The sequence below is a fragment of the Arcicella lustrica genome, from assembly GCF_034930985.1.
Classification (GTDB): domain Bacteria; phylum Bacteroidota; class Bacteroidia; order Cytophagales; family Spirosomataceae; genus Arcicella; species Arcicella lustrica.
The window spans coordinates 291,909-316,980 of the sequence record NZ_JAYGIM010000010.1 but is presented as its reverse complement, the minus strand read 5'-3'; the positions used below and the strand labels follow the sequence as shown (position 1 = coordinate 316,980).

The following is a 25,072-nucleotide window of genomic DNA, read 5'->3' as shown; positions in this document are numbered from 1 at the left end:
CCGCCGCTGCGGTTACTTTTTGTATCAAGACAAAAAGTAAGGACGAGAACAAATCCAAAAAACTTTTAAATCTTCTAAAACTCGCTATTTTAGGAGAAAATTCGGGATGACTCATGTTTCACTGATGAAAAAATAATATATTCAAATCACCATTTAAAATATAAAAACGATACTCCTTGTCTCGGAAGTTTCATTTTGATTTGAGCTTCCCCATTTTTAGGAGTTATCCATTCTGGAGAAGTAAGCAATTGTAATTGTCCTGCTTTTTCGAGTATTGAAATCTGTTCTGAAGTAGGTTGTTTAGGTGAACCCATCGTCTTCCAAACTTCATAAGCATTGCTATTTTCTTTATCAATACGATAATGCAATAAGGCTACTTTACCAGTTGGTAATCCTTTTATTGATATTTCCACAGGAACATCGGGTGCAGGCACATTATCATCATGATAATTCCATACCATCACTCCTGCTGAATTTGTACTCTTAGAAGCCAAGGCATTAATATCGGCAGCGTCTCTAACACTTTGGTCTCTAACTTTTTTGAAATCATAAGCCAAATTTTGATTTACTTCTACACGATTCCCCTCCATCATACCAAACATACGGAATACATTTAGTACAGGTTTATCAACACCATTAGTAGCCAAATCTCTGAAACCACGGAACCACGCTTGGTCTTCAAATTCAAATGACCAAGAAACTGCACCTAGTAAATTTACTCCTCTAGCTTCCGCCAATTCGTATTTTCTAGCAAATGAAGCGGCTGTGTAACTAGAATACATGGTTCCGTTCCGATAAGCATTTTGTGGATGTAAATCTTCTGAACAAGCGGCACAACCTTCTGGGTCGGACTCTCCAATGATAATCGGTAATTTCTTTAAACTTGGATATGACGCCACAATCTCAAAGCCTTTGTCAAGGTCACGGAGTTGCGTCCCCATGTTCATTTGTACATGTCCGTTCACAACTTTGGGCGCACCTTTGGCATGATAAGTAATAAAATCAATCGGTGAGCCTGTTTTACCTGTAGCATAGTTTTTACCTTTAGTTACATGGTCTAAAAAAGTCTTCAAGAAAGTAGCTGACTTATCCCATGCTGGCCCTGTTACTTCTGGTCCACCGATTTTGGCACTTGGCAAAGCACGCTTTACAGCATCTGCCGAATAATCGTACATCTTGATGTACTCTTCGGTCGTACCTTTCCAGTAACCAATGTTCGGCTCATTCCAAAGTTCCCAATACCAACTTTCTACCTCTTTTTTTCCATATTTTTCTACCGAATGTTTCACCCATTGGTAAACCAATTCAGCCCATTTGTTATAGTCGTTTGGTGGATATGCCCAACCAGTGTAAATGTCATTGTAATTATCTCCTGGTTTCCAGTAATGACGATACGGCTTTGGACGGCTCGACAGTGCTTCGGGCATAAAGCCAATCTGAGCAATGGGTTTCATACCACGTTCGATAAAAGTATCAAAAATTTTATCAACGATAGTCCAGTCGTAAATAGGATTTCCATTGGAATCTTCGGTGTAAGCGTTGGTAGAACCCCACTTCAAAGCAGCCGTGCCATCACCCGTTACTAATAAACTGTGTACTCTTACATAAACAGGGACTTTACTTAATTGCGAGATTTCCGTCAGCAATTTTTTACCGTCTTTCATATAAGTATAGTTGGGTTCATCGTAGCCAAACCATGCCCATATTGGTTTCATGGGTGCTTTAGTTTTCGACAAATCAACCTGAATTGACACAGGAGCTTGTTCCTGCGCAAATACTGGAACAGACATCGCCACAGATTGGGCTGCCAACAACAGCAATAATGATGTTTTTTTCAAGTGCATTTTATTGATTTAAAAATGTTAATATTTTAATGATATGGTTTATGTATAATTCTTGATAATCCAGCGTTAACGATTTGTTGAAAGCAGTAAAATATTAGTGTTCATCTAAACGAAAATATCTAAATAATGTACTTCATCAGAAATTGGCATAATCCCATGTTTTTGCAAACAGTTGAAGTATAGACTGTCGCCTGTTTTCAGATGGTAATCAATCTCGCCAACAGTCATTTTCATTTCCCCACTGATGATATAAATAAATTCTTCGCCTTCGTGCTGTAAAAGATGTGGCTTTACTTCTCCTTTTCGTGCGACGAACAACATTGGTTGCATTTTTTTCTGGTGATATTCTTGCCCGAAGGGATAAAAGAAATAACCTTTTTCAGTTTGTGTGAGATTATCTTCTGCCTTTTGCTTGGTCGTGAGTATAGCATTTAAAAATGCCTCGGTTTCCAATAAACTCGAAATATTGGTACCCAAAGTATGAGCAATTTTAATCAATGCCGCTACCGACGGTACTGTTTTATTATTTTCAATTTTCGAAATCATGCTTTTAGACAATTCACTGCCATCAGCAACCTCTTGCAAGGTTCTTTTTTGATTATTTCTTAATATCCGAATACGGTCTCCTATATTCATTTTATTTGTTTCTTCCGACGCCATAAACTTCAACTTTGTTTAATTTTATATTATATTGTTTACTTTAATTCAACATAGTTGAATACAAATATATGTTATAAACCATTAATAATACAAGCTAATCTATTATTATTTTAAGTTTTGGATACAGCGGTTCTTAGCAAAAAAGGAAAAATACTTTGACTGAAAATATACAAAGAGCATTTTTTCATAGAAATCTTCGTCAATTTTTTTCTTGCCGATAAAATTACTGGCGAAGCTCTCATATAATGTTAGGTCTTAAAATATTCTAAGAACAATTGAAACACTGAAGTATTCAGCAAACAACTTACTGGTTATCAATTATATAATTAAAAATTACAGATTTAAAAATTTTATTAAAAAGCCTTTTAATAGTTTTTATTTATAATATTATAAAAACTATTGATTTGTTTTATAATAACCAGCCTTGTAATTTTGAAGAACAAATCTTAAAAGATTAATATATAATCTTTGATATTTTATTTATAACTTAAAAGCATAAAAGCGAAATATTAACATTCATCATTATAATAATACAAAATCTATAAAAATGGAACAACATTCATCTTCTAACGCATCACATCACAGTTCTAATGGGGAAGCAAAATGCCCATTCCATCATGGAGCAGCGGCACCTGTTAAACAAAGCGCTGGTGGTGGTACAAGAAATCAGGACTGGTGGCCAAATCAGTTGAGATTGAGCATTCTTCGTCAACATTCTTCATTGTCAAATCCGATGGGGAATGATTTCAACTATGCAGAAGAATTTAAATCACTTGATTTAGCTGTTTTGAAGCAAGAAATCTTTGCTCTAATGACTACTTCGCAAGATTGGTGGCCGGCAGATTATGGTCATTATGGTCCATTTTTTATCCGTATGGCTTGGCACAGTGCAGGTACTTACCGTATCGCTGATGGTCGTGGTGGTGCTGGTACTGGAACGCAACGTTTTGCTCCACTAAATAGCTGGCCAGACAATGGAAACCTAGATAAAGCTCGCTTATTACTTTGGCCAATCAAGCAAAAATATGGTAAAAAAATCTCTTGGGCTGATTTAATGATTTTGGCGGGAAACTGTGCTTTAGAATCAATGGGATTTAAAACTTTTGGTTTCGGTGGCGGACGTGAAGATGTATGGGAACCAGAAGAAGATATTTATTGGGGAACAGAAGGAAAATGGTTGGATGACAAACGTTATTCTGGCGACCGTGAATTAGAAAATCCACTTGCTGCCGTACAAATGGGACTTATTTATGTAAATCCAGAAGGACCAAACGGAAATCCAGACCCAATTGCAGCCGCTCGTGATATTCGTGAGACATTTGGTAGAATGGCGATGAACGATGAAGAAACTGTTGCTTTAATTGCTGGTGGACATACTTTTGGAAAGGCACACGGTGCGGCTGATCCAAGTAAATACGTTGGTCCAGAACCTGCTGCCGCAAGTATTGAAGAACAAGGTTTAGGTTGGAAAAATACTTATGGTACGGGTAATGCTGGCTATACAATTACAAGTGGTTTGGAAGGTGCATGGTCAACAACACCAACAAAATGGAGTAATAATTATTTCTGGAATTTATTCGGTTACGAATGGGAATTAACTAAAAGTCCAGCGGGTGCTCATCAATGGATTCCAAAACATGGTATGGGTGCTAATACTGTTCCAGATGCACACGACCCATCGAAGCGCCATACTCCAATCATGTTTACGACAGATATTGCCTTGAGAATGGATCCAATCTATGATCCTATTTCAAGACGTTTCTTCGAAAATCCTGATGTTTTTGCTGATGCTTTCGCTCGTGCATGGTTTAAATTAACACACCGTGACATGGGTCCTAAAGTACTTTACTTGGGTAATGAAGTACCTACGGAAGAATTAATTTGGCAAGACCCAGTTCCAGCAGTAACACATGAATTGATTGATGCGAATGATATTGTAGCATTGAAAGCAAACATTTTAGCATCAGGATTATCAGTATCTGAATTAGTATCAACGGCTTGGGCTTCGGCTTCTACTTTCCGTGGTTCTGATAAACGTGGTGGTGCAAATGGCGCTCGTGTTCGTTTAGCTCCACAAAAAGATTGGGCAGTAAATAACCCAACTCAACTAGCGAAAGTACTTCAAAAGCTTGAGAGTATTCAAGGTGAATTTAACGATATTCAAACTGGTGCGAAAAAAGTTTCATTAGCTGACCTTATCGTTTTAGGCGGTTGTGCAGGTATCGAACAGGCAGCTAAAAATGCTGGCTATGAAATTACTGTTCCATTTACGGCAGGACGCACAGATGCTTCGCAAGAACAAACTGATGTAGATTCATTCTCTGTACTTGAGCCAATTGCAGATGGTTTCCGCAATTATACTAAGACAAAATATACCATTTCTGAAGAAGAAATGTTGGTTGATAAAGCGCAATTACTAACCCTTACAGTTCCTGAAATGACAGTGCTTGTGGGTGGTATGCGTGTATTGGATACGAATTTCGACCATTCTCAACATGGAGTATTTACTAAAAACAGTGGCGCATTAACGAACGATTTCTTCTTGAACTTACTTGATTTAGGTACTACATGGAAAGCCGCTTCTGACGCACAAGATGTATTCGAAGGTCGTAATCGTTTTACTGGTGAACTGAAATGGACGGGAACTCGTGCAGATTTAATTTTTGGTTCGAATTCAGAGCTTAGAGCAATTGCAGAAGTTTATGGTTGCACTGATTCTCAAGAAAAATTCGTGAAGGATTTTGTTGCAGCTTGGACGAAAGTAATGAATCTTGACCGCTTTGATGTAGCATAATAATTAGTCAAAAATAAAAACCGTTCATTTAGATATTTATATCCAGATGAACGGTTTTTTTATGATAAAGTATCAGCCCCGATTATTATCTTCTTGGAACATAGCCCAATTGTTCGTCTTCGTCTTCAAACTCTAATTCTGCGTCTTTTTCCCAAATTTCCATTTCGCAAGGTTTGCAATTGAATTTCAATTTGTACTCATTTTCGCCATGTTTTAGCGTTAATGGTTCAACTAATTTTTCGCCCATTGTATCACGCTGAAATCTGGCACATTTGCCTAATTCATATTTTACGCAATATTTGGTCGTCATTACTCTTGCTTTTCCTGGATCCCATTGCAATTCAAAAGCTTTTTCAATTTCTGTTACACCATGTCTTTTATAGAAAGCTCTTGCCATTTTATTAGACACATTGTACATAAAATCAAGTTTTTGTACTGGATATGGGTGGTCGGTCTTTTGAATTTGGTATTCTTCTCGATGATATTCTTTTATACGAATGTCAACTAATTGTTCTAAAACTTCTCTTCTGATTTCGTTTACTTTTGAAATCGGCAAGAACCAATTACTTGATAATTCAACTTCAATTTCATCGACAATAAAAGGCGTATTACCCGTTTTAGCCAGATTCTTTTTGATGTTCGGAATTACTGATTCCTGACTTTTCGCTAATTCTTTGGTAGTTTGGAAGCTTTGTACAGATTGATGTCCGTCTTCGTCAACAGCCAATAATTGAAAACCATCGACCGTTTCTGTGAATTTCAATGAAACGCCTATTTTACGTACTGCACTGTTTTCTTTTTCAACCATTTTGTTGAATTCCGCATCAGAATTTCGGTAAATTTCCGTTCCAACAGCTAATGGCTTAAAAGTATTCGGGATGGCAATGTTATTAAACATGATGTTGATTTGAGCACCATCGGCTTCGCCATTTTCATTGACAAAATACAGACCATCACCATTATTTAAGATTTCATAATTTTCAATAACATAACCATTGGCTTTGATTTCCAATACTTTACCAATGTATTGTCCTTTCGATTTCGGACTTTCCCAAGAACCAATTTTCTCTTTGCGTTTATTCACGAAGTATGCCGTATAACCACGGTTAAAACTTCTATCCATTTCTGGTTCAAAATTATAGAAGGTTCTGCCTGAAGAAGCTTTTTCGTATTTTTCGTTTCCTTCCAAGAAATTATCCAATCTTTGACGCAAATAAGAAGTATTATTTTTTACGTAAACGATGTCCTTTAAACGTCCTTCTATTTTGAATGAAGTAACACCTGCCTCAATTAAATTCGGAAGTTGGTCACTTAAATCTAAATCTTTAATCGACAATAAATGGCTGTTGGCGATGAGTGTTTTGCCAGTTCCATCAATTAACTGATAAGGTAAACGACAGTTTTGTGCACAAGAACCACGGTTAGCACTGCGTTCGCCATTGGCAACACTCATATAACAATTACCACTAAAGGCAACACACAAAGCACCAGAAACAAAGAATTCTAATTCTACATCCGTCGCTTCGCTGATTTCTCGGACTTGGTCTAAGTTCAATTCTCTTGCCAATACAACACGCTTCATTCCAGCATCGTGCAAGAATTTTACGTGTTGAGCATCTCTGTTGTTGGCTTGCGTACTTGCATGAATCACGATAGGCGGTAAATCCATTTCCATAATCGCCATATCTTGAATAATCAAGGCATCAACGCCAATATCGTACAACTCATAAATGAGTTTTTTACATTGCTCTAATTCATTATCGTACAAAATTGTATTAATCACAACAAATACTTTTGCCTTAAACAAATGGGCATATTTTACCATTTCAGCCACATCTTCTACGGAATTGGTAGCATTAGAACGAGCGCCAAAATGGTGAGCCCCCATATATACAGCATCTGCACCCGCATTGATGGCGGCCATCCCTTGATAAAGGTTTTTGGCGGGAGCAAGAATTTCAACTTTCTTCTTCATGCGATAGTAACGTACTCTTATTTGATTTTAACTAAAATAAACCACAAAGTTAAGACATAATACTAAAAAATTGGCTTATCGTTGAAATTAGCTTTCGTTTTAGATAAATAGTTTGGAATCGTATAGATAAGACAGATAAACACTATTTTTGTAGAATAATTAAACGCTATACATTCATGAATAAAGTCCTACGAACACTTATCTTATTTGCTTTCTACTTTTTCAGTCTTCATATTACTCATGCCCAACAGTGGAAGGCTTATAGTTCATTTTCTCAAACCAATTGTTTTTTTTCAGCCCAAGATTCGACCTTGTGGGTTGGAACAGATGGTGGTGCTATTCTCCATTATGACAAAGATTATAAGCTTATGGCTTCTTATGATCAAAACGATGGATCGGATAGCTTGATTCATTCAATAGTACAAGACATTGATGGAAACATTTGGGCCAGTTATTATAATGGTTATTCAAGGGCAAGCTCTAAGTCTTTTATTTTCGATGGTAATAATTGGATAGATGTCTCAAACTTAGGGAAAGCACTTATTACAGATAAGCCACTTCTGTTTTATGCTAAAGATGGTACTTCTTGGATTAGCTATGATAAAGCAAGTAAATTTGTTCAAGTAGGGAAAGACTCCGTATATACTTCTTATGATTGGGTAAATCAAGGAATAGCATATTTCAGAAATGAAGATTTAATGGTTAATTCTCAAGGTCATTTTTGGATTAGTTACGGAGCATCATTTTTAAGTTTTAATGGTAAGAAATGGGTCACATATAATAATGCCAATAGCTCCTTGCCATTACCAAAATCTTATTATTGGGGTTATGATAACGCTATCATTGATTATGACAATAATATCTTATTCACAACTTTTGGACACGAGGGTATTTTTAAGTTCAATACAATTTCAAAAGAATCAACCATAATTCCATTTAAAAATATTTGGATAAATAAGATTTTTGCTACACGAAGTAATAAAATAATGGTATCAGTAGACGACACTAACCCTCAAATTTATCAATTGGAAGAGAATAAATTTTCTGTGCTTATACATGACATAAATGTTTACAACTTTTATGAAGATTTTCAGGGAAATTTAATCTTAAGTGGTTATAATCGAATGGATTTATTTGATGGTAATAAATTAAAGCCATTAACATTGCCCCCACTTCTTCTTCCGGGTAAGGTTATTTCAAGTGTTTCCTCAGATTCAAAAAATAACATTTGGATTTCGTATTACACTGGTATTGGTTTGCAGGTAGTTAGAATGAATGAAAAAAATAATGAGATATCAAAGCTCCCAGAGAATTTGGTGGTTACATCTTTTGCTCAGGGGGAAGGGAATGATTTTTGGTTAAGTACTTATGATTCAATAATTCAAGTAAAACAAGACAAAGGGACTGAAATAATAAAATACCCTCTTTATATAGGTTATAAGTCAAAAATTATATGTGATAAAAATAAACATATTTGGGTATTGGCATATAGGCATTCTTGGATAACTAATCAAAATGAAAATATATTATATCATTATGATAAACATACTTGGACAACCTTTAATCTTGAAACCCAGATTATAGATATGGCAGCAAGTCCTAATGGTGGTATTTATTTACTTAATACTAAGGAAGTTTTTACCCATGATGGAATAAATTTGAAAGCAAGTAATTATTTGAATATCCCAAAAAATCCCCAAAGGTTTATCAGTAATGCTAATTTAGACTTACATATTATTGCTAAAAAAAATGAAAATTACGAGGGAGACATTTATCAATTAGTTGGTAATAAATTTGAAAAACTTAATGTCCCTGATGACTTTCAAGTTTTCTCTAAGTATTTAAGTAAAGATTTTATAATTGATTCAAAAGGTAATTTTTGGAGTGTAGGAGATAAAATACAAAGATATGATGGTAAAAACATCACTACTTTTAATAGTCCATTTCGTTCAACTAGCCTAGATTATTATTCATCCTTTACGAATGCAATCCACGAATCTACAGATGGTAAAATTTGGTTGGGGAGTTATACAGGACTTACATCACTTACTTTAGATTGCAATAATCCTTTACCTAAATCCCTTCGTACTGAAAAAACGGATGAGTTTGGAACGGGGAAGTCTCAGTTATCTGTCAATGAGGGTTCTGCCACCAGTTTTGTTTGGCAAATCAGTAAAGATAAAGGTACTACTTGGCGAGCTATCACCAACTTTGATTCTAGTTATGCAGGTCATCGAACTAATCAATTAACAGTTAATCAAGTTAAAATTAGTGTTAACAATATTGTTTATCGCTGTTTAGTCAATGGTGAATGTAACAGTGTATTGTCTGATACGGTAAGTATTCAAGCCAAACAATGCGAACTACCACAAACCACGCTTCAACCCACCGCTCAATCCACCACAGAAAAAAGCTCTGCTCAATTTGTTATCAATGTTTCGGGTCTTTCAGCTTATCAATGGCAAGTAAGTACGGATAAAGGAATTACTTGGAGTATGATTGCAAGTAGCGATACTTTATATCGAGGACAACAGAGTAATGTGTTAAATATTGTGTCCGCCAATCTTTCTCAAAATACTTATCAATATCGTTGTGAGATAAAGAATGACTGTTATACAATTTACAGTACTGCCGCACCTTTAGAAGTGACGATGATTTTAGGGCTTGATAATTTCGAGCGTACAGTACAGGCATATCCCAACCCCGCCAATGATAAGATTTATGTAAAAGTACCCGCAAAATCCTATAAATTGAGTTTAGTAGAAAGTAATGGTTCAATAGTCAAGCAAGTATCGAATCAGGATTATATCAATGTAAAAGATATTCCAAACGGCTTATATTTATTGTTGATAGAAAGTGGCAAAGAACGACAAAGTGTTAAAGTGCAGGTTGTGAAATAGGGTTAAAAATCTTTCTGAGCATCAAGAAAAATATAATTAAACGCTAAATAATCATGTATAAAGTCCTACAAACGCTAATATTATTTACTTTCTACTTTTTCAGTCTTAATACTACTCATGCCCAACAGTGGAAGACTTATAGTTCGCTTGGGGATGATAATTGCTTATTTTCCGCAAAAGATTCAACTTTATGGGTTGGAACAAATGGCGGTATTTTACACTATGATAAAGATTACAAGCTCATAGCCTTTTATAATCAAAATGATGGTTTAGATAGTTTGATTACTTCAATTAAAGAAGATATTTATGGTAATATCTGGGCAAGTTGTAGTAGCCGTTATCTTTCAATCATTTCTAATTTATCCTACAATAAAACTTTTGTTTTTGATGGCTCTGTTTGGATAGATGCCAATATTTTAGGAAAACCATTCATCACAGCTGAACCACTTTTATTTTATTCAAAGGATGGAAGTGAATGGATTAGCTATGACAAAGGAAGTAAATTTGTTCAAGTAGGGAAAGACTCTATACATACTTCTTACGATTGGGTAAATCAAGGAATAAAGTCTTTTGACAATAAAAGTCTTTTAGTCGATTCTAAAGGACATTTTTGGAAAATAAATGAGGCATCCTTTTGGAATTTTGAGGGTGATAAATGGAGGAAATATGACCATACAAATAGTTCTCTTCCTAAAAGCTATGAATACCAAAATAATGCTGTCATCGACCAAAACGATAACATTTACTTTAAAGCGTTTTACAATGAGCTTTACAGATTCAATACTTCTTTAAAAACCTCGACATTCATTCCTACCCAAAATAAAGAGGTGTATAATCTCCTACCTACCAGAAATGGCGATATTTTGGTAACAGCTTCTAATGGTAACGTGTATCGGCTAGATAATCAAGATTTAACTTTATTTACCCCTACTTTTAAAGCGGGTCATATTATTTACGAAGACACACAAAAGAATTTAATAATAACAAATGGCTATAGTAGTAATGCTTCTATAACCTTATTGAAAGACAATATATTTACTCAATTGGATTTACCTCAAGTAAAAAATTTCTGTTATTATAGAATTATAGAAGCTACTACTGATGCCAAGGATAGAATCTGGGCTTTAGATGGTTCTATAGTAATGCGTTTTGACGAAAAGAAAGGAGAAGTAGTTGATGTTCCATTAGAATGGTATCAATCAATCTTTTCATTTTGTCAAGGAGAAGGTGATGACATTTGGTTAGGTTCGTATAACTCCGTGATTCAGGTAAAGCAAGATAATGGAATCACATTAAAAACGAATACTCTTGATATTGGTAGCATTACTAAAATGATATGTGATAAAAACCAGAATATTTGGGCTTTATCATACAAATACTCGCAAAAAGGATTTAAATATTTTTTATCATACTATGACAAAAGATTATGGAAGACTTTTGACCTCAATGGAGAAGCAGATATTGTAATCAATCCTATTGCTGGTGTATATGTAATGTTTTCAAATGGACTTTTTATACACGATGGCATAAGCTTAAAAGCCATTAACTATATCAATTTCCCTTCGTATGCCATAAGGTTGATTAATGATAATAATTTAGGGTTATATGTTATTGCTCGAAAGGATGCGAATGATTATAATAAAGACCTTTATCAATTAGTTGGAAATAAATTTGAAAAAATAGATATTCCAAATGAGTTTGTAATCGGGTTAGACAGCTATTCTAATAACTTTTTGGTTGATTCAAAAGGTAATTTTTGGAGTATTGCAGGGGGGAAAATTCAAATGTATAATCGTAAAACCATTACTACTTTTCAAAACCCTTTTGTCCCTGAAGGAGTATTCAATTTAAATGGAGACGGAACTATTCATGAATCTAAAGATGGTAGATTCTGGTTTGGAAGCTACGGAAAATTTTCTGTTTTAACTTTAGATTGTAAAAATCCTTTATCAATCTCCCTTCGTACTGAAAAGACAGAAGTGTTTGGTACAAAAGAAACCCAATTGTCTGTCAATGAGAGTTCTGCCACCAGTTTTGTTTGGCAAATCAGTAAAGATAAAGGCACTACTTGGAGAGCTATCACCAATTTTGATTCTAGTTATGCAGGTCACCGAACTAATCAGTTAACAGTTTATCAAGTTAAAATTCGTGATAACAATATTGTTTATCGCTGTTTAGTCAATGGCGAATGTAACAGCGTATTGTCGGATACCATAAGTATTCAAGCCAAACAATGTGAATTACCACAAACCACCCTTCAACCCACCGCACAATCCACCACAGAAAAAAGCTCTGCTCAATTTGTTGTTAATGCTTCAAGTGTTTCAGCTTATCAATGGCAAGTAAGTACGGATAAAGGAGTTACTTGGAATATGATTTCGAGCAGCGACACTTTATATCGAGGACAACAAAGTAATGTGTTAAATATTGTGTCCGCCAATCTTTCTCAAAATACTTATCAATATCGTTGTGAGATAAAGAATGACTGTTATACAATTTACAGTACTGCCGCACCTTTAGAAGTGACGATGATTTTAGGGCTTGATAATTTCGAGCGTACAGTACAGGCATATCCCAACCCCGCCAATGACAAGATTTATGTAAAAGTACCTGCCAAATCTTACACATTAAGTTTGATTAATAGTAATGGGTTAACCGTAAAGCAAGTATCAAATCAAGATAATATCTCTGTAAAAGATATTCCAAACGGCTTATATTTATTGTTGATAGAGAGTGGTAAAGAACGACAAAGTATTAAAGTGCAGGTTGTGAAGTAGGGCTATAATCTTGGTAAATTGAGTCATATCTCTTGAATAAGCAACTTTTTAACGAGTTGGGTTCTATTATAAATATATCCATTAAAAAAGAGCAACTATTATTTTCTCAAATAAAACTTAATAAAATCATGAAATCTACTTTTATCAAAATCGCACTTTTTTACTTACCTATTATGATGCTAACAATGGCTTGTAAAGAAGAACTTATAGTATCTTTAAGCAATGAGAGAGCCATTTCAAAATTTAGCTTTTCAGGCTTAACACCAATAGTTGATGCCACTATTGACGAAGCCAATAAAAAAATAACGGCTGTTGTTCCCCCTGCGACAGATATTACCCAGCTAACTCCTACTATCACTGTATCCGATAAAGCGATGATTTCACCTACTTCTGGGAAAGTACAGGATTTTTCAAGGGAAGTTGCCTATACTGTTACTGCCGAAAACGGCTCAAAGGCTATCTACAAAGTACTGATAAGTCGTACTAAATTCACAGGGAAAGACATCCTAAGTTTTTCATTTAATGATTTGTCTCCAGTAGTAACCGCTACCATTGACACTGCTACCAAATTAATCACCGCTACTGTTCCAGCAACAGCCGACTTAACAAAACTGAAAGTAACCACTACATTGTCTGAACGTGCCAGCATTGTTCCTGCCTCTGCTACAATTTTAGATTTTTCTAAACCTGTAAGCTTTACCGTTACTGCTGAAGACGGCACTAAGCAGGTTTATACAGCAAATATCACACAACAAATAATTACAACCATTAAAGACAATAAGACCGTATTTATCTCAAACACCAAAGGAGATGCTTATGCTATTAATGCTGAGACGGGTGAACTAAAATGGAAATTCAGCATAGGCTCAAGCACAAGCAATAGCCCGATTGTTGATAATGGCGTGGTATATTTTTCTGATAGATATGTTCTTTATGCGTTAGATGCAGAAACGGGTAAACAGAAATGGCAATTCAAAGACGGTATAAATAGTTTAGGAAGTACGCCTCTTATTGCTAATGGATTAATATATGTTGGGGTGGATGCCAAAATGGTAGCATTGGATGTATTGACAGGCAAGAAGAAATGGGAGTTTGCTACTGACTATTATATAGATGCCAGCCCTTGTATAGAAAATGGCACATTACTTGTTGGTACTTCTTCTTTTCCCTTCTCAGGAGGAGATTTACATACAGGAAGCCTTTATGCTTTAGATGCTATTACAGGAGCAAAAAAATGGATGTTTGATGTAAAAACACCTGTAACAAATAATCCATGTGTTGTAAACGGTATTGTTTATGTGTGCGGACGTAGCCTGATTACGGATAGTTACATATATGCCATCAATGTAAATACAGGTGTATCAATTTGGGGACATAGTAAATATACGGCTATTGCCAGCCCTACTGTATTGAATAATGGACTCTATTTTTCTGGTCAAGAATATTATGTTCTCAATACCAATGATGGGTCTTTAAAATTCAAATATAATAATACAAAATTCTCTATTAGCTACTCATCAACTTCCAGCCCTATTATTTACGATGGGCTAATTTACGTAGGTGCAAGTGATAGAATTCTTTATGCATTTTCTGCTACAGATGGTAAAATTGTATGGGAATTAAAAATGGGAGAATATATATCCTCAAGTCCATGTATTGCTAATGGAGTTGTATATGTTGGAGGTCAAGATACTAAATTATACGCCGTAGATAGTAAAACAGGAAAGACAATTTGGAGTTTTGAAACCAGCGATGAAATAAAAAGTAGTCCATGTGTAATTGATAAAAAGGGGAAAGCATATCACACGGGGGAAAGTGGTTTTGTAAATTAATTACGCTATCCAAGCTTTTTTTGTTTTTCGCCCTCTTTGGAGTTTTCTCCAAAGAGGCGAACGTCAGCAACGAACCAATCTTTAATACTATAAACTTAATTTTATACACATTGTCTCGAAGATTGTTAGTTGGCGAGTTACTGACTCAAGGCTTGGCGGTGAAAACACCACCAAGGGCAAAAAAAAATCATCTCCTCAATTTTTCTAAAAAAAATTAAATTAAAAATAATCAAAGTTAAATTTGAAGACTATAATGAATACACTAAATTAGTTTTGTAAAACTAAAATCTAATTTATCATGCAATCAAAAACATTACGTGTCATTATTTTATTCCTTTTAAGCTTATCTATATTTTCTCATGCTAAAGCATCTACGGTGGATAGTCTTGCTATTCCAAGTGCTGTCATGAACAAAAACTATAAAGCGGCGGTAGTATTACCCGAAACTTATTCAAAGAATAAGAAAAACTACCCAGTTTTGTATCTTTTACATGGTGGTGGTGGACATTTCAGAGATTGGCTCTCTCAAACACCAGACAAGATGTTGGTTAAGAATTTAGCTGACCAATATAATATCATTATAGTTATGCCCGAAGGCGAAACTTTTGGTTGGTATTTAGATAGTCCTTTTGATGCTAATAACAAGTTTGAAACTTATATCACCAAAGAAGTAATTCAAAAAATTGACGATACTTATAGAACGGTACAAAGTAATAAAGGAAGAGTAATTACTGGTCTTTCGATGGGTGGACACGGTGCTATGTATCTATCTAGCAGACATCCAGATTTATTTGGTGCGGCTGGAACGATGAGCGGAGCAATGGATATGAATTATACTAAATTTAAGGTTAATGAAGATTTTTTAAAATCTCTCAAAGACCGTTTCATGAAACTATTGGGTACTTCTGATACTTCGAATGAAATTTATGTGAAAAATTCAATCGTAAATATGGCTGAAACTATCAAAAAGAATGGGATGCCCGTTATTATTGATTGTGGAGTAGATGATTTTTTAATTGAAGTAAACAGAGAATTGCACAGACGTTTATTATATAACAATACTCCGCACGACTATACCGAAAGACCGGGAGCACATACTTGGGAATACTGGCAAAACTCGTTACCATATCATTTGTTATTCTTCAATAAAGTATTAAAAAATAATGGTGTTACTGTTGAGTAATTTTGAAAAAGCTTATAGAAGGAGAAATTATACTCCTGCTATAAGCTTTTCAAACAAAGTTAGAATGAATGGCTAATTAATCTACTCCACCTCCAAACTCAAAGCATACATTGCAAATGAACCTAACCAATGGTCGCCTCCGTAATTGCCGTTGGCAATATTTGGTAAGGTCTTTTGTAAAAAAGTGGTTGCTTTTTCTTGAAATTGTTTCTTGCGTAAATCTGTTTTGGGTAATTGCTTGGCTATGCCCAACAAACACCAAGCTTTACTCAATGCCAAACCATCTAAATGTACAATTTGATAATCGGAACGGTCACTTACGATGGGCAATTGTAGTACATTTTTTAGTCCTTCGGCAGTATAAAATTGATTAAACCATTTTGTAAATGCTTGTGGAGTTAATACTCTTCGCATCAAATCTGCAATTTCGAGACTGGGCGAAAGGAAGTCTGTACCGTCGGGTTCGAGCGTGGCGGCAACTGCTTTGTTCTTGAAGTAATAGTCTTTGCTACGTTGTACCAATAGTTGTTCAAAAGCAATATTTTTAGTTGCTCTTGCCCAGTCCAATGCGAAAACCATCCCAAAAGCAGTATTTGGATGCACGCCAGTTCGGTTTGGATAAGTCTGTTTAGGCAAGTATTCCATCCAACGTTGAACGATTACTTGTGTCAAAGGTTGTAAACTTTTGTGCCAACGTTTAGCCATTGGGCTATCCCAAGTCAATAATTCTTCATCCAATTTCAGCACCCAAGCCCAACCGTAAGTTCGTTCAAAACCTTTGGCAAGTTTGTATTGACTAAAATAATCAGCTTCTTTTTGTAGATTTTCTGTCGAAAAACTATTTTCCAACATGGCAATTATTTGCTGTGTCTCTGGTAAATTGGGATAAGTTTTGAGGATTTTTACCAACATCCAATGACCATGTACAGAAGAATGCCAATCTAAACAACCATAAAAAGAAGGATGTAATTGCTTCGGACTCAATGCTACTTCTTGAGCCGTTTCTATGGTATGATTTGGCTTGTTCGGGTATTCAGTTTGAATACAATGTAACGGAAGCTGTGCTAAAAATGAAGCTCCTGCCTCACTAAGTCCTACTTTTTTACCGTCTTTTGATACCGTTAAATACTGATTTTGCTGTCCATAAACGGATAATCCACAAGCTAACAGTGCTGTTAATAATAGATTTTTGTAAATCATTGCTAAGGTTTTTTGTTGATGATTGATGATATTTTGGTAAGCAGGACTTTGAATGTTAATATTACGCTAAGCAAAGAGAAAAAAATCATTTTTACAAATGATAAACTAAGCTGATACCTTGATAAAGCTTAAAGATACTCTGAGTATCAAACGATATACTCAAAGTATCTCCAGAGATATTTTTTTGCGGTATTTTGCGGGATTTAGTATGTCGAGAGATACTAAAAGCATGTCACGAGATACTTTTTTGCGGTATTTTGCGGTAAAAAGTATCTAGTGATATACTTGAAGTATGTATTTAGATACTTCAAGTATCTTTTTTGACCTAAAAACCGAATAAAACCGCAAAAATGAATATTTAGAGAATCGCTGACAAATGATTTGCTTGAAAAATGACAAAATTTTAAAGTCATTAAAAATGAGTCATTCGGAATTTTAAAATCAAAAAAGCAGTCAACATTAGTTTTCCGACCGCTTTTTTGATTGATGGGCAACGAATTCCTACTGTTTGAGCGGAGCGAGTTTAGGAATTCTTGATTTTCTTTTGCGGCCGCCGCTGCGGTTACTTTTCTTTTATCAAGAAAAGAAAAGTAAGGACAAGACGATAATAACTACAAAACACCCAAAACTCACTCCTTGATGAGAAAATTCTGTATGACTCATGCTTCAAATATAAATTCAAGCTATTTATAAACTTTAAATTCCCACAAACCTGGAGTTCCTTTCAAGAATGTCAATTTTAAATACTGTGCTTTTACACTTCGCTCGTCGATATGGGGAGACTGTACTTTTATTTCTGCATGACCGCCATAAGGCTTCCAATTTTTCCCGTCAACCGAATAAGTTAATTCATAAGCATGTCCAGCCGTTGGTTTTACGAAGTAAGATGCTACTTTTTTAATCGCTGTTTTCTTCCCTAAATTCACCGTAAAAGTAGCAGTGCTATCTTTTGTTTCTGCCAACCATCTTGTTCCATTCGAGCCGTCAAGAGCATTTTGTGCCGAATACGTTTCCGTTCTGTTAATGGTTTTATCCTTCACATAAGGTACTTTAAAATCTGGCAAAGTAGATGACGCTTCGGCAGATTGTATTGTTACTTCATTTTTTACTAAAGATGGAAAAGGGTCAACGCCTTTGTTGGTCAATCGAATGGGTTTTATTGTTCCATCTTCATTAAATTCCATTTTATCAATCCATGCTTGTCGGTTCGTACTTGAGCGTCCAAATTCCAGATAAGTAAAATAATAATCATCCTTGATGTGGAATACGTTTCCATGTCCCGGCCCATAAATTTGTTCTTTTACATCGGTTTTAGCAATGATATCTTCTTCTGGATAAATAAATGGACCAAAAGGCGAAACTTTACTGTACTGATAAGCATATACATAGTTTTCGTGTCCGCTTAAAGTATAGAGATAATAATAAATCCCTTTGCGTTTAAATACAATCGGACCTTCGGAGTAACCACCTCTTTTAGTAGAAATTTTTACGATAGAAGCCGTATCCAAACTAATCATATCTGCATTCAATCGACCAGCACCACGCTGTGCCCAGAAAAGATATGGTTTTTGGTCGTCGTCGATAAATACTTCTGCATCAATGCCTTTCGTTCCTTTTGGTGCATCCATTTTTAACAATGGAAAAGTATTTTCTTTGCTGAAATCGCCTTTGGCCAATGTAAAAGGGCCTGCGGGAGAATCGGCAACAGCTACATAAATATCATGATTGACCGTTGGGTAATAATAATACTTGTCTTTTACTTTCACAGGATAACTTGGCGCCCAAAATAATTGCTTCTCGGCGGCTGGAAAATAAAAACCATTGAACGACCAGTTCTTTAAATCTTTTGATGACCAAAGTACTGGAGGCCCTGCTGTGGCTAAACCCGCATTGTAGCCATCGGTTGTGGCATAGCAATAGAAAGTATCTCCAAACTGAACAATACTTGGGTCGGCAATTAAATCTGGGATGATTGGATTATTGTTTCCAGTTTTTTGCGCTTTCATGGATTGAATACTGAACCCCAATAGACAAGAAAGTAGTAATATTTTTTTTATCATGTTTTTTGTAAAATAAGATTTAAAGATAAGGTTTGAGCAATTTTACGACCGTGACTATTAAACAGTTGAGCCTTGAGGTTTTGTTTTGTCATAGATAATCATGCAAAATAAAATCTCAAGGCTCATCTCTCAAAGCTTGTCATTATGCCCTTGCTCGTGTCTCACGAGCAAGAAGCCACTATTTAAGCTCTTTATAACGCTTCATGGCTTCTAAGAAGTAATAATCTGCATAGGTTAAAGGCACGTCCACTTCAGTATTCTGAGGAATGTGACCAACACAATGTTCAATTAAAAAACCTCCATTTGTGCCAATTGCTGCTTTATATGGCGCATTAGACAATGAGTAAATCATTGCTTCTGCATTTTTGATATAATCTTTTTTCAGGTTTTTATCTACATAACCACTCAATTCCAACAAAGCCGAAGCCATTACCGAAGCCGCCGAAGCATCACGCAAAGCTGTTGGAATATTTGGTGCGTTAAAATCCCAATAAGGTACTTTATCGGCTGGCATGTTTGGATGCGTTAAGATAAATTTTGCAATATTTTTCGCTTGTTCTAAATAAATCGGATTTTTCGTTTCACGATACATTACTGCATATCCATACAATCCCCAAGCTTGTCCTCTAGCCCAAGCAGATTCGTCTGCATAACCTTGAGCCGTTTTCTTTTGTTGCACACCACCAGTTGTTGCATTATAATTAATTACATGATAAGAACTATAATCTGGGCGGAAGTGATTTTTCATCGTCGTGTTCGCATGTGTCACCGCAATTTTATAATAAGTAGAATCTCCCGTTACTTTGGTTGCCCAGAAAAGTAATTCTAGGTTCATCATGTTATCAATGATTACTAAGAAATCACCCTTTTTTGAATCCCAAGATTTGATACAACCAACCGTTGGATTAAAACGAGTAGCCAACGATTTTGCACTTTGAATCAAAATATCTTTGTACTCTGGTTTTGGAGCGATGTCTTTGGCATTTCCAAAACTGCAATACATCATAAAACCCAAATCGTGTGTGGTGGTGTTGAATTTCTCTTTTTCTAAAACGCCTAAAATACGGTTGTTTTCTTTTAGCAGTTCAGCATCTTTTGTTTGCTGATAAATGTACAATAATGAACCGGGATAAAAACCACTACACCACCAATCAGAACCACTAAATTCGTATTTACCAGTTTTAGGGAAATATGTTTTAGGGAATTTATCTTGTGGAAGATTACTCATCAATACTTTATATTGCTTGCCTGCATCTTTGAAATTCTGATTGATGTTTTTTAATAAAGCCGCTCTTTTAGGGTGCGATTTACTTGTTTGAGCCGTAGCAAGCGACCAAGCCATCGAGCAAATCATTACCGTATTGATAGCAATGCGAAAAAATTGTTTCATAGTTTTTGTGATTGAATTTTGAGTTGTGAATGATGAATTGTGAATATTTATATTTTGTAATCAATTCCCCAAAACATCGTTTATTTTATATAAGTATTAGAATATAAACCTATAAGGATTGAGGTTAAAGCTCCTCTTATTGTTAGACAATTATTGAATCCTTATAGGTTTAACTAAATGCTTCTGAATACTTCGACTACTTATTCTGTTCTTTCATCTTGATTTTTTTAACAGCTTTCCATATTAATACTTGTACTTTCTGGGCGGGAATATTTACTTTTCCTTCGCCATCAGCTTGATCTACTTTTTCTACAAAAAGATGTAAATCGCCTTTGTTTTGCCAGAGTTCAGTATCATAAGTTGGCTCCCACGAACCTACAGAGGTTTCGCTAATATCTTTAATTTGCCAATTGCCTTTACTTAAATCTGTCGTTATCGCAGTAGAAACTTTATCGCCTCTTTCGGCATCTCTGAAAATCAGCATGGCAGATAAAGTATTTTTCTTCGACGACCAAGCCAAAATTTGTGGCCTTGAAATAGGAATGCGTTTTGTACCTACTCCACTTAAACTAAAAGGCGTTTTTCTAAAACCAAGATTACTTACTTGCCATTGTTGATTGGCTAAATAAATAACATGATACTGCGGAACGCTTTCGTTGGCTGGTCGCCAATAAGTAGCGATGTAGGGATTTCCTTCAGCATCTGCCACCATCGATGTCTGATTGATTAACTCGCTTTTCTGAGGAATTTTACAAGCATATTCTGCATTTTGAGCAGTGATAGGTAATTGATAAGCAAGACCTTGAGAATTCTCCCAAGTCTTTCCACCATCTTTTGAACGAGCATAAGCCATGTCATGATTACTGGCTACGTCGGCACTTTCTCGCCAAACCCAAGAAAGGTGAATTGTACCCTGACTATCTAAACAAGCTTGCCAATAAGCATTTCTTTGTCCTTCGCCATCAATCAAATTTTCTTGTACCATCGACCACTTTTTGGTTTTTAAATCATATTGATTCATGACCAAATTGCCTTTCCCAGAAGCACCGTTTCGGTAGAAAAACAAAAGGTTTCCGTTGGGTAATCGATAAAATTCTGGATAAGTAACATTACCTTCGGTGCGTCCTGTCATACTTTGCTTCTCTCCCATCATCAATGAAAAAGGTGCTTTACTGACGGCATAACGAAGAGCATTATTATGATGATCCCAAGAAATATGTAAAAAACCATCGCCATCTACCATGATAGAAATGGAATTGTGGGCATCGCTGGCATTGCCTTTAAAATTGGTTTTCTGTAATTCCCAAGTATTTTTTCCTTGTTTTCTTTTTCCTAAAACTACAAAAGCATCGGCATCGTAATAGGCAATAAACTGGTAATTTTTAAAAGAAACCAAAGAGTTTTTACGAAAAATAACCGCATTAACTGAATTTTTCGCCCAGCCCTCTCCTACTTCTAGCACTGCTATTTTCTCTTGTGCTTTTGCAAAGAATACAAGACTACAAAACAATAAGGTAATTAATCCTTTTTTACAATTCATGAAATTGAGTTTATAATATTCTAGCATTAGCTTGTCTATGTAAATAAACGTCGTTACTGAGTGAATTAATTCTTGAATATTTGTACTTTAGATTCACAACTCATCACTCACAACTCTTACTTACTCTATGGCATGATCAGCCAAAACAGCCTCGCCCGACCACACTTTTTGTGATGTCCATTTCGTAGCAGGACTACTCCAAAACTCATCTGTTTCTGGTAAACCTAATGGCAATAAAATATTCGCACAGAGATATAAACTGCCTGTGGTAATATAAACATCTGCTAAATCAGGCTGTGAACCGTATAACCCAATCGTCAACCAACCATCTGAAGTGAAAGTACTTGGGCTTTCTGTCGTCTTTTTAATAATAGCCGTCAAAGCTGAACGCACCTGTGCAGGACTTAGCTCTTTTGGTAAAGCTTTTCGCCAAGCAATATCTGCCAAATGATGAAATGCAGCGCCACGATATACAATAGAACGTCCCGTAACTGGGAAAGAACCATCGCTATTTACTAATCTTTCTTGGATAACAGCAAAGCGTTCGTTTCTTACTCTAATTTTTTCAGCTGTCCAGTTAAATGCGCCTGTTTTTGGACTTAATTCTTTCACCATATTGGCTAAATATGGATGAATAACATAACTATTGTAGTAATCCCAGTGATAAGGAGGACCATCAGAGTAAACGCCATCGCCAACATACCATTGTTCAAATTGTCGGAAGCAATATTCAATGCGCATAGAATCCCAAGGATAGCCATATTTGCAGAAAAAGGTTTCTATCATTCCCGAAAACAAAATCCAGTTAGAAAAACCGGCTCTGATATTTCTAGTCGCTAAAAAAGCCTTCACTACTTGGTCTTTTGTTTGGGTATCAAGATGTTCCCATAACCACGGACATCTCACAAAAGCCAAAGCCAAAAAAGAAGCATCCACCAAAGGCTGACCGCCCTTTTCAAAAGACATATAGTCTTTTGCGTTAGGGTTTACCGCATTGGCAACGGCTTTCAAAGCATAATTTCTATATTGATTTCTTAAAGCTACTTCTTTCGCAGAACCACCTTCCAGATTTAACCAAGGAGAAATGCCACACATTAATCGACCAAAAGCTTCTAAGTAAGCTACTTCTTTACGAGTATTCGGATTGTCGATAAATTTTGACATTGTTTTGGGCATGACAATCTTGAGGCTATCATTTGCCAAACTACGTAAAATTGGTTTCGCTAATTTGTCAAGATGCTGTAACCAGAATGCACGATCGTCACTAATTTTTTGTTGAGCTTCAACGCCAAAAGGCAACACAAAAGCCCAAACAAGTAATATTTTTTTGAACATGATAAATCTTTAAAAGTTAAATGGTTTGATTTTAACTCAAAAGCGAAGATAAATACAATTTCTACTCCTTTTGTACTGTGTTCACACGTGATTTAAAGCATAAACACTATTTGATTACTTTCACCCTATTATTAGACTATTTTAGCCCCTTTAGTAGTGAACGTTTTTTGGACAGTTTTCTACAAAGTTTTGAAAAGCTAGCTAATTTTTTAATTAAATTTGATATATGGAAGAAAATCAAAATATAGAATGGAAAGAATCATGGAGAGATGAATACATCAAGTGGATTGGTGGTTTTGCCAATGCTTCTGGTGGAAAACTATACATCGGTATAAATGACAGAGGTGAAGTTTCTGGGCTGGTTGATGCTAATAAATTATTAGAAGATATTCCCAATAAAGTTCGAGATGTTCTAGGAATTATTGTTGATGTAGATTTAAAATCAACAATAAATAACCTAAATTACCTAGAAATCCGTGTTGAATCTTATCCATATCCAGTTAGTTATAAAGGTCAGTATCATTATAGAACAGGCAGTACAAAACAAGAGTTAAAAGGGGCTACACTAGATAAGTTTTTACTCCAAAAACAAGGAAGACGTTGGGATGGAGTGCCTGTTCCTAATGTATCTTACAAGGATTTAAGCAAGGTTGCTTTCGACTATTTCAGAAATAATGCCATCAAATCTAACCGATTGACCAAGGACATTTTACAAGAAAATAACGAAGTGTTACTTGAAAAACTTCATTTAACAGATGGAAAGTATTTGAAGCGAGCAACACTTTTATTATTTCATCCTGATCCTGAAAAATTTGTGACAGGTTCTTTTGTAAAAATTGGCTATTTTAGAACGGATGATGATTTAATTTTTCAAGACGAAATACATGGATGTCTTTTTGAACAAGTTGAAAAAACTATGGATTTATTACTTACTAAGTATCTTAAAGCTACTATTACTTATGAAGGACTCCACAGGTTAGAAAAAATTCTCTTCCCTGAAGTTGCGCTCAGAGAAGCATTGCTTAATGCCATTGCCCACAAAGATTATAGTGGTGGTGTCCCCATTCAAATTAGCGTATATTCTGATAAAATCATTTTTGGGAATGATGGCACTCTACCTGAAAACTGGACAATAGAAGAACTTAAACGAAAACATGCTTCTCGCCCATTTAATCCTGACATTTCTAATACGTTCTTTCGTTCAGGACTCATAGAGTCATGGGGAAGAGGAACCATTAAGATTATAAACGAATGTATAAAATATTCCATCCCTGCTCCAATTTTCAATTATGATTTTGCAAGCTTTTCAGTAGAAATGAAATCCTCTGTTAATGCAATTGATGAAACTCAAAAGCCTATTACATTAACAAATGTATTATTAAGTGAAAACCAACAAAAAATCATTTCCCTTATTAACGCTAATTCTTCTATTACTAGAGCTGATTTGAGTAAGACAATTGGTATTAGTGAAAAATCTATTTATACAAATATCAAAAAATTAAAGGACACTGGCATACTCCGTCGAATAGGGAGTGATAAATTCGGTTCATGGGAAGTAATGTTAAGGTAGCAGATGGGTGGC

Annotated in this window: 14 protein-coding genes; 6 read left to right on the top strand and 8 right to left on the bottom strand. The window is 35.4% G+C overall.

Going from position 1 to position 25,072, the window contains the following annotated elements:
• Positions 1-146: 146 nt before the first annotated feature.
• Entirely contained in the window at positions 147-1,790 is a 1,644-nt protein-coding gene (locus tag VB798_RS14595) for a GH39 family glycosyl hydrolase (RefSeq protein ID WP_323259567.1), read from the bottom strand.
• A gap of 159 nt (positions 1,791-1,949) precedes the next feature.
• A complete protein-coding gene (locus VB798_RS14590) occupies positions 1,950-2,504 on the bottom strand; it encodes a helix-turn-helix domain-containing protein (RefSeq protein WP_323259561.1) in 555 nt (184 codons plus the stop codon).
• A 547-nt stretch (positions 2,505-3,051) separates the two neighbouring features.
• Here VB798_RS14590 and katG point away from each other — a divergent pair.
• The gene (gene katG, locus VB798_RS14585) at positions 3,052-5,298 is read left to right on the top strand and encodes a catalase/peroxidase HPI (RefSeq protein ID WP_323259559.1); all 2,247 of its coding nucleotides are present in this window, start codon (positions 3,052-3,054) and stop codon (positions 5,296-5,298) included.
• Between the two features lie 85 nt (positions 5,299-5,383).
• Here katG and VB798_RS14580 read toward each other — a convergent pair whose 3' ends face one another.
• Positions 5,384-7,273, bottom strand: coding sequence for a peptidase U32 family protein (locus VB798_RS14580; RefSeq protein ID WP_323259557.1), 1,890 nt, complete (start codon positions 7,271-7,273; stop codon positions 5,384-5,386).
• A 176-nt stretch (positions 7,274-7,449) separates the two neighbouring features.
• Between VB798_RS14580 and VB798_RS14575 the strand changes: the two genes are divergently transcribed.
• From VB798_RS14575 to VB798_RS14560, 4 genes are all read left to right on the top strand, one after another.
• Positions 7,450-10,173 carry a T9SS type A sorting domain-containing protein gene (locus tag VB798_RS14575; protein WP_323259555.1) on the top strand — a complete coding sequence of 908 codons (2,724 nt, stop codon included), beginning with the start codon at positions 7,450-7,452 and terminating at the stop codon, positions 10,171-10,173.
• A gap of 53 nt (positions 10,174-10,226) precedes the next feature.
• On the top strand, positions 10,227-12,950 hold the full coding sequence (locus VB798_RS14570; RefSeq protein WP_323259553.1) for a T9SS type A sorting domain-containing protein: 2,724 nt from the start codon (positions 10,227-10,229) through the stop codon (positions 12,948-12,950).
• A 128-nt stretch (positions 12,951-13,078) separates the two neighbouring features.
• Positions 13,079-14,782 carry an outer membrane protein assembly factor BamB family protein gene (locus tag VB798_RS14565; protein WP_323259551.1) on the top strand — a complete coding sequence of 568 codons (1,704 nt, stop codon included), beginning with the start codon at positions 13,079-13,081 and terminating at the stop codon, positions 14,780-14,782.
• Between the two features lie 298 nt (positions 14,783-15,080).
• Positions 15,081-15,965 (top strand): alpha/beta hydrolase, encoded by an 885-nt coding sequence (locus tag VB798_RS14560; RefSeq protein ID WP_323259550.1) that lies wholly within the window; start codon positions 15,081-15,083, stop codon positions 15,963-15,965.
• Positions 15,966-16,046: 81 nt separating this feature from the next.
• On the opposite strand, the gene VB798_RS14555 is transcribed toward VB798_RS14560, so the two are convergent.
• The 5 genes from VB798_RS14555 to VB798_RS14535 form a co-directional block, all read right to left on the bottom strand.
• Positions 16,047-17,165 (bottom strand): DUF2891 domain-containing protein, encoded by a 1,119-nt coding sequence (locus VB798_RS14555; protein WP_323259549.1) that lies wholly within the window; start codon positions 17,163-17,165, stop codon positions 16,047-16,049.
• A gap of 683 nt (positions 17,166-17,848) precedes the next feature.
• The gene (locus tag VB798_RS14550; protein ID WP_323259547.1) at positions 17,849-19,171 is read right to left on the bottom strand and encodes a family 43 glycosylhydrolase; all 1,323 of its coding nucleotides are present in this window, start codon (positions 19,169-19,171) and stop codon (positions 17,849-17,851) included.
• A gap of 232 nt (positions 19,172-19,403) precedes the next feature.
• Positions 19,404-20,615, bottom strand: coding sequence for a glycoside hydrolase family 88 protein (locus VB798_RS14545; RefSeq protein ID WP_323259545.1), 1,212 nt, complete (start codon positions 20,613-20,615; stop codon positions 19,404-19,406).
• A 196-nt stretch (positions 20,616-20,811) separates the two neighbouring features.
• Positions 20,812-22,155, bottom strand: coding sequence for a BNR repeat-containing protein (locus VB798_RS14540; RefSeq protein ID WP_323259543.1), 1,344 nt, complete (start codon positions 22,153-22,155; stop codon positions 20,812-20,814).
• A gap of 120 nt (positions 22,156-22,275) precedes the next feature.
• The gene (locus tag VB798_RS14535) at positions 22,276-23,490 is read right to left on the bottom strand and encodes a DUF2264 domain-containing protein (RefSeq protein ID WP_323259541.1); all 1,215 of its coding nucleotides are present in this window, start codon (positions 23,488-23,490) and stop codon (positions 22,276-22,278) included.
• A 226-nt stretch (positions 23,491-23,716) separates the two neighbouring features.
• On the opposite strand from VB798_RS14535, the gene VB798_RS14530 reads away from it, so the two are divergent.
• Positions 23,717-25,060, top strand: coding sequence for an ATP-binding protein (locus VB798_RS14530; RefSeq protein ID WP_323259539.1), 1,344 nt, complete (start codon positions 23,717-23,719; stop codon positions 25,058-25,060).
• Positions 25,061-25,072: the final 12 nt, after the last annotated feature.

What these genes read in the sequence shown, in the direction of transcription:
- VB798_RS14595 (WP_323259567.1), bottom strand. Translation starts at nt 1,790, where the DNA reads ATGTCTGTTCCAGTATTTGCGCAGGAACAAGCTCCTGTGTCAATTCAG.
- VB798_RS14590 (WP_323259561.1), bottom strand. Translation starts at nt 2,504, where the DNA reads ATGGCGTCGGAAGAAACAAATAAAATGAATATAGGAGACCGTATTCGG.
- katG (WP_323259559.1), top strand. Translation starts at nt 3,052, where the DNA reads ATGGAACAACATTCATCTTCTAACGCATCACATCACAGTTCTAATGGG.
- VB798_RS14580 (WP_323259557.1), bottom strand. Translation starts at nt 7,273, where the DNA reads ATGAAGAAGAAAGTTGAAATTCTTGCTCCCGCCAAAAACCTTTATCAA.
- VB798_RS14575 (WP_323259555.1), top strand. Translation starts at nt 7,450, where the DNA reads ATGAATAAAGTCCTACGAACACTTATCTTATTTGCTTTCTACTTTTTC.
- VB798_RS14570 (WP_323259553.1), top strand. Translation starts at nt 10,227, where the DNA reads ATGTATAAAGTCCTACAAACGCTAATATTATTTACTTTCTACTTTTTC.
- VB798_RS14565 (WP_323259551.1), top strand. Translation starts at nt 13,079, where the DNA reads ATGAAATCTACTTTTATCAAAATCGCACTTTTTTACTTACCTATTATG.
- VB798_RS14560 (WP_323259550.1), top strand. Translation starts at nt 15,081, where the DNA reads ATGCAATCAAAAACATTACGTGTCATTATTTTATTCCTTTTAAGCTTA.
- VB798_RS14555 (WP_323259549.1), bottom strand. Translation starts at nt 17,165, where the DNA reads ATGATTTACAAAAATCTATTATTAACAGCACTGTTAGCTTGTGGATTA.
- VB798_RS14550 (WP_323259547.1), bottom strand. Translation starts at nt 19,171, where the DNA reads ATGAAAGCGCAAAAAACTGGAAACAATAATCCAATCATCCCAGATTTA.
- VB798_RS14545 (WP_323259545.1), bottom strand. Translation starts at nt 20,615, where the DNA reads ATGAAACAATTTTTTCGCATTGCTATCAATACGGTAATGATTTGCTCG.
- VB798_RS14540 (WP_323259543.1), bottom strand. Translation starts at nt 22,155, where the DNA reads ATGAATTGTAAAAAAGGATTAATTACCTTATTGTTTTGTAGTCTTGTA.
- VB798_RS14535 (WP_323259541.1), bottom strand. Translation starts at nt 23,490, where the DNA reads ATGTTCAAAAAAATATTACTTGTTTGGGCTTTTGTGTTGCCTTTTGGC.
- VB798_RS14530 (WP_323259539.1), top strand. Translation starts at nt 23,717, where the DNA reads ATGGAAGAAAATCAAAATATAGAATGGAAAGAATCATGGAGAGATGAA.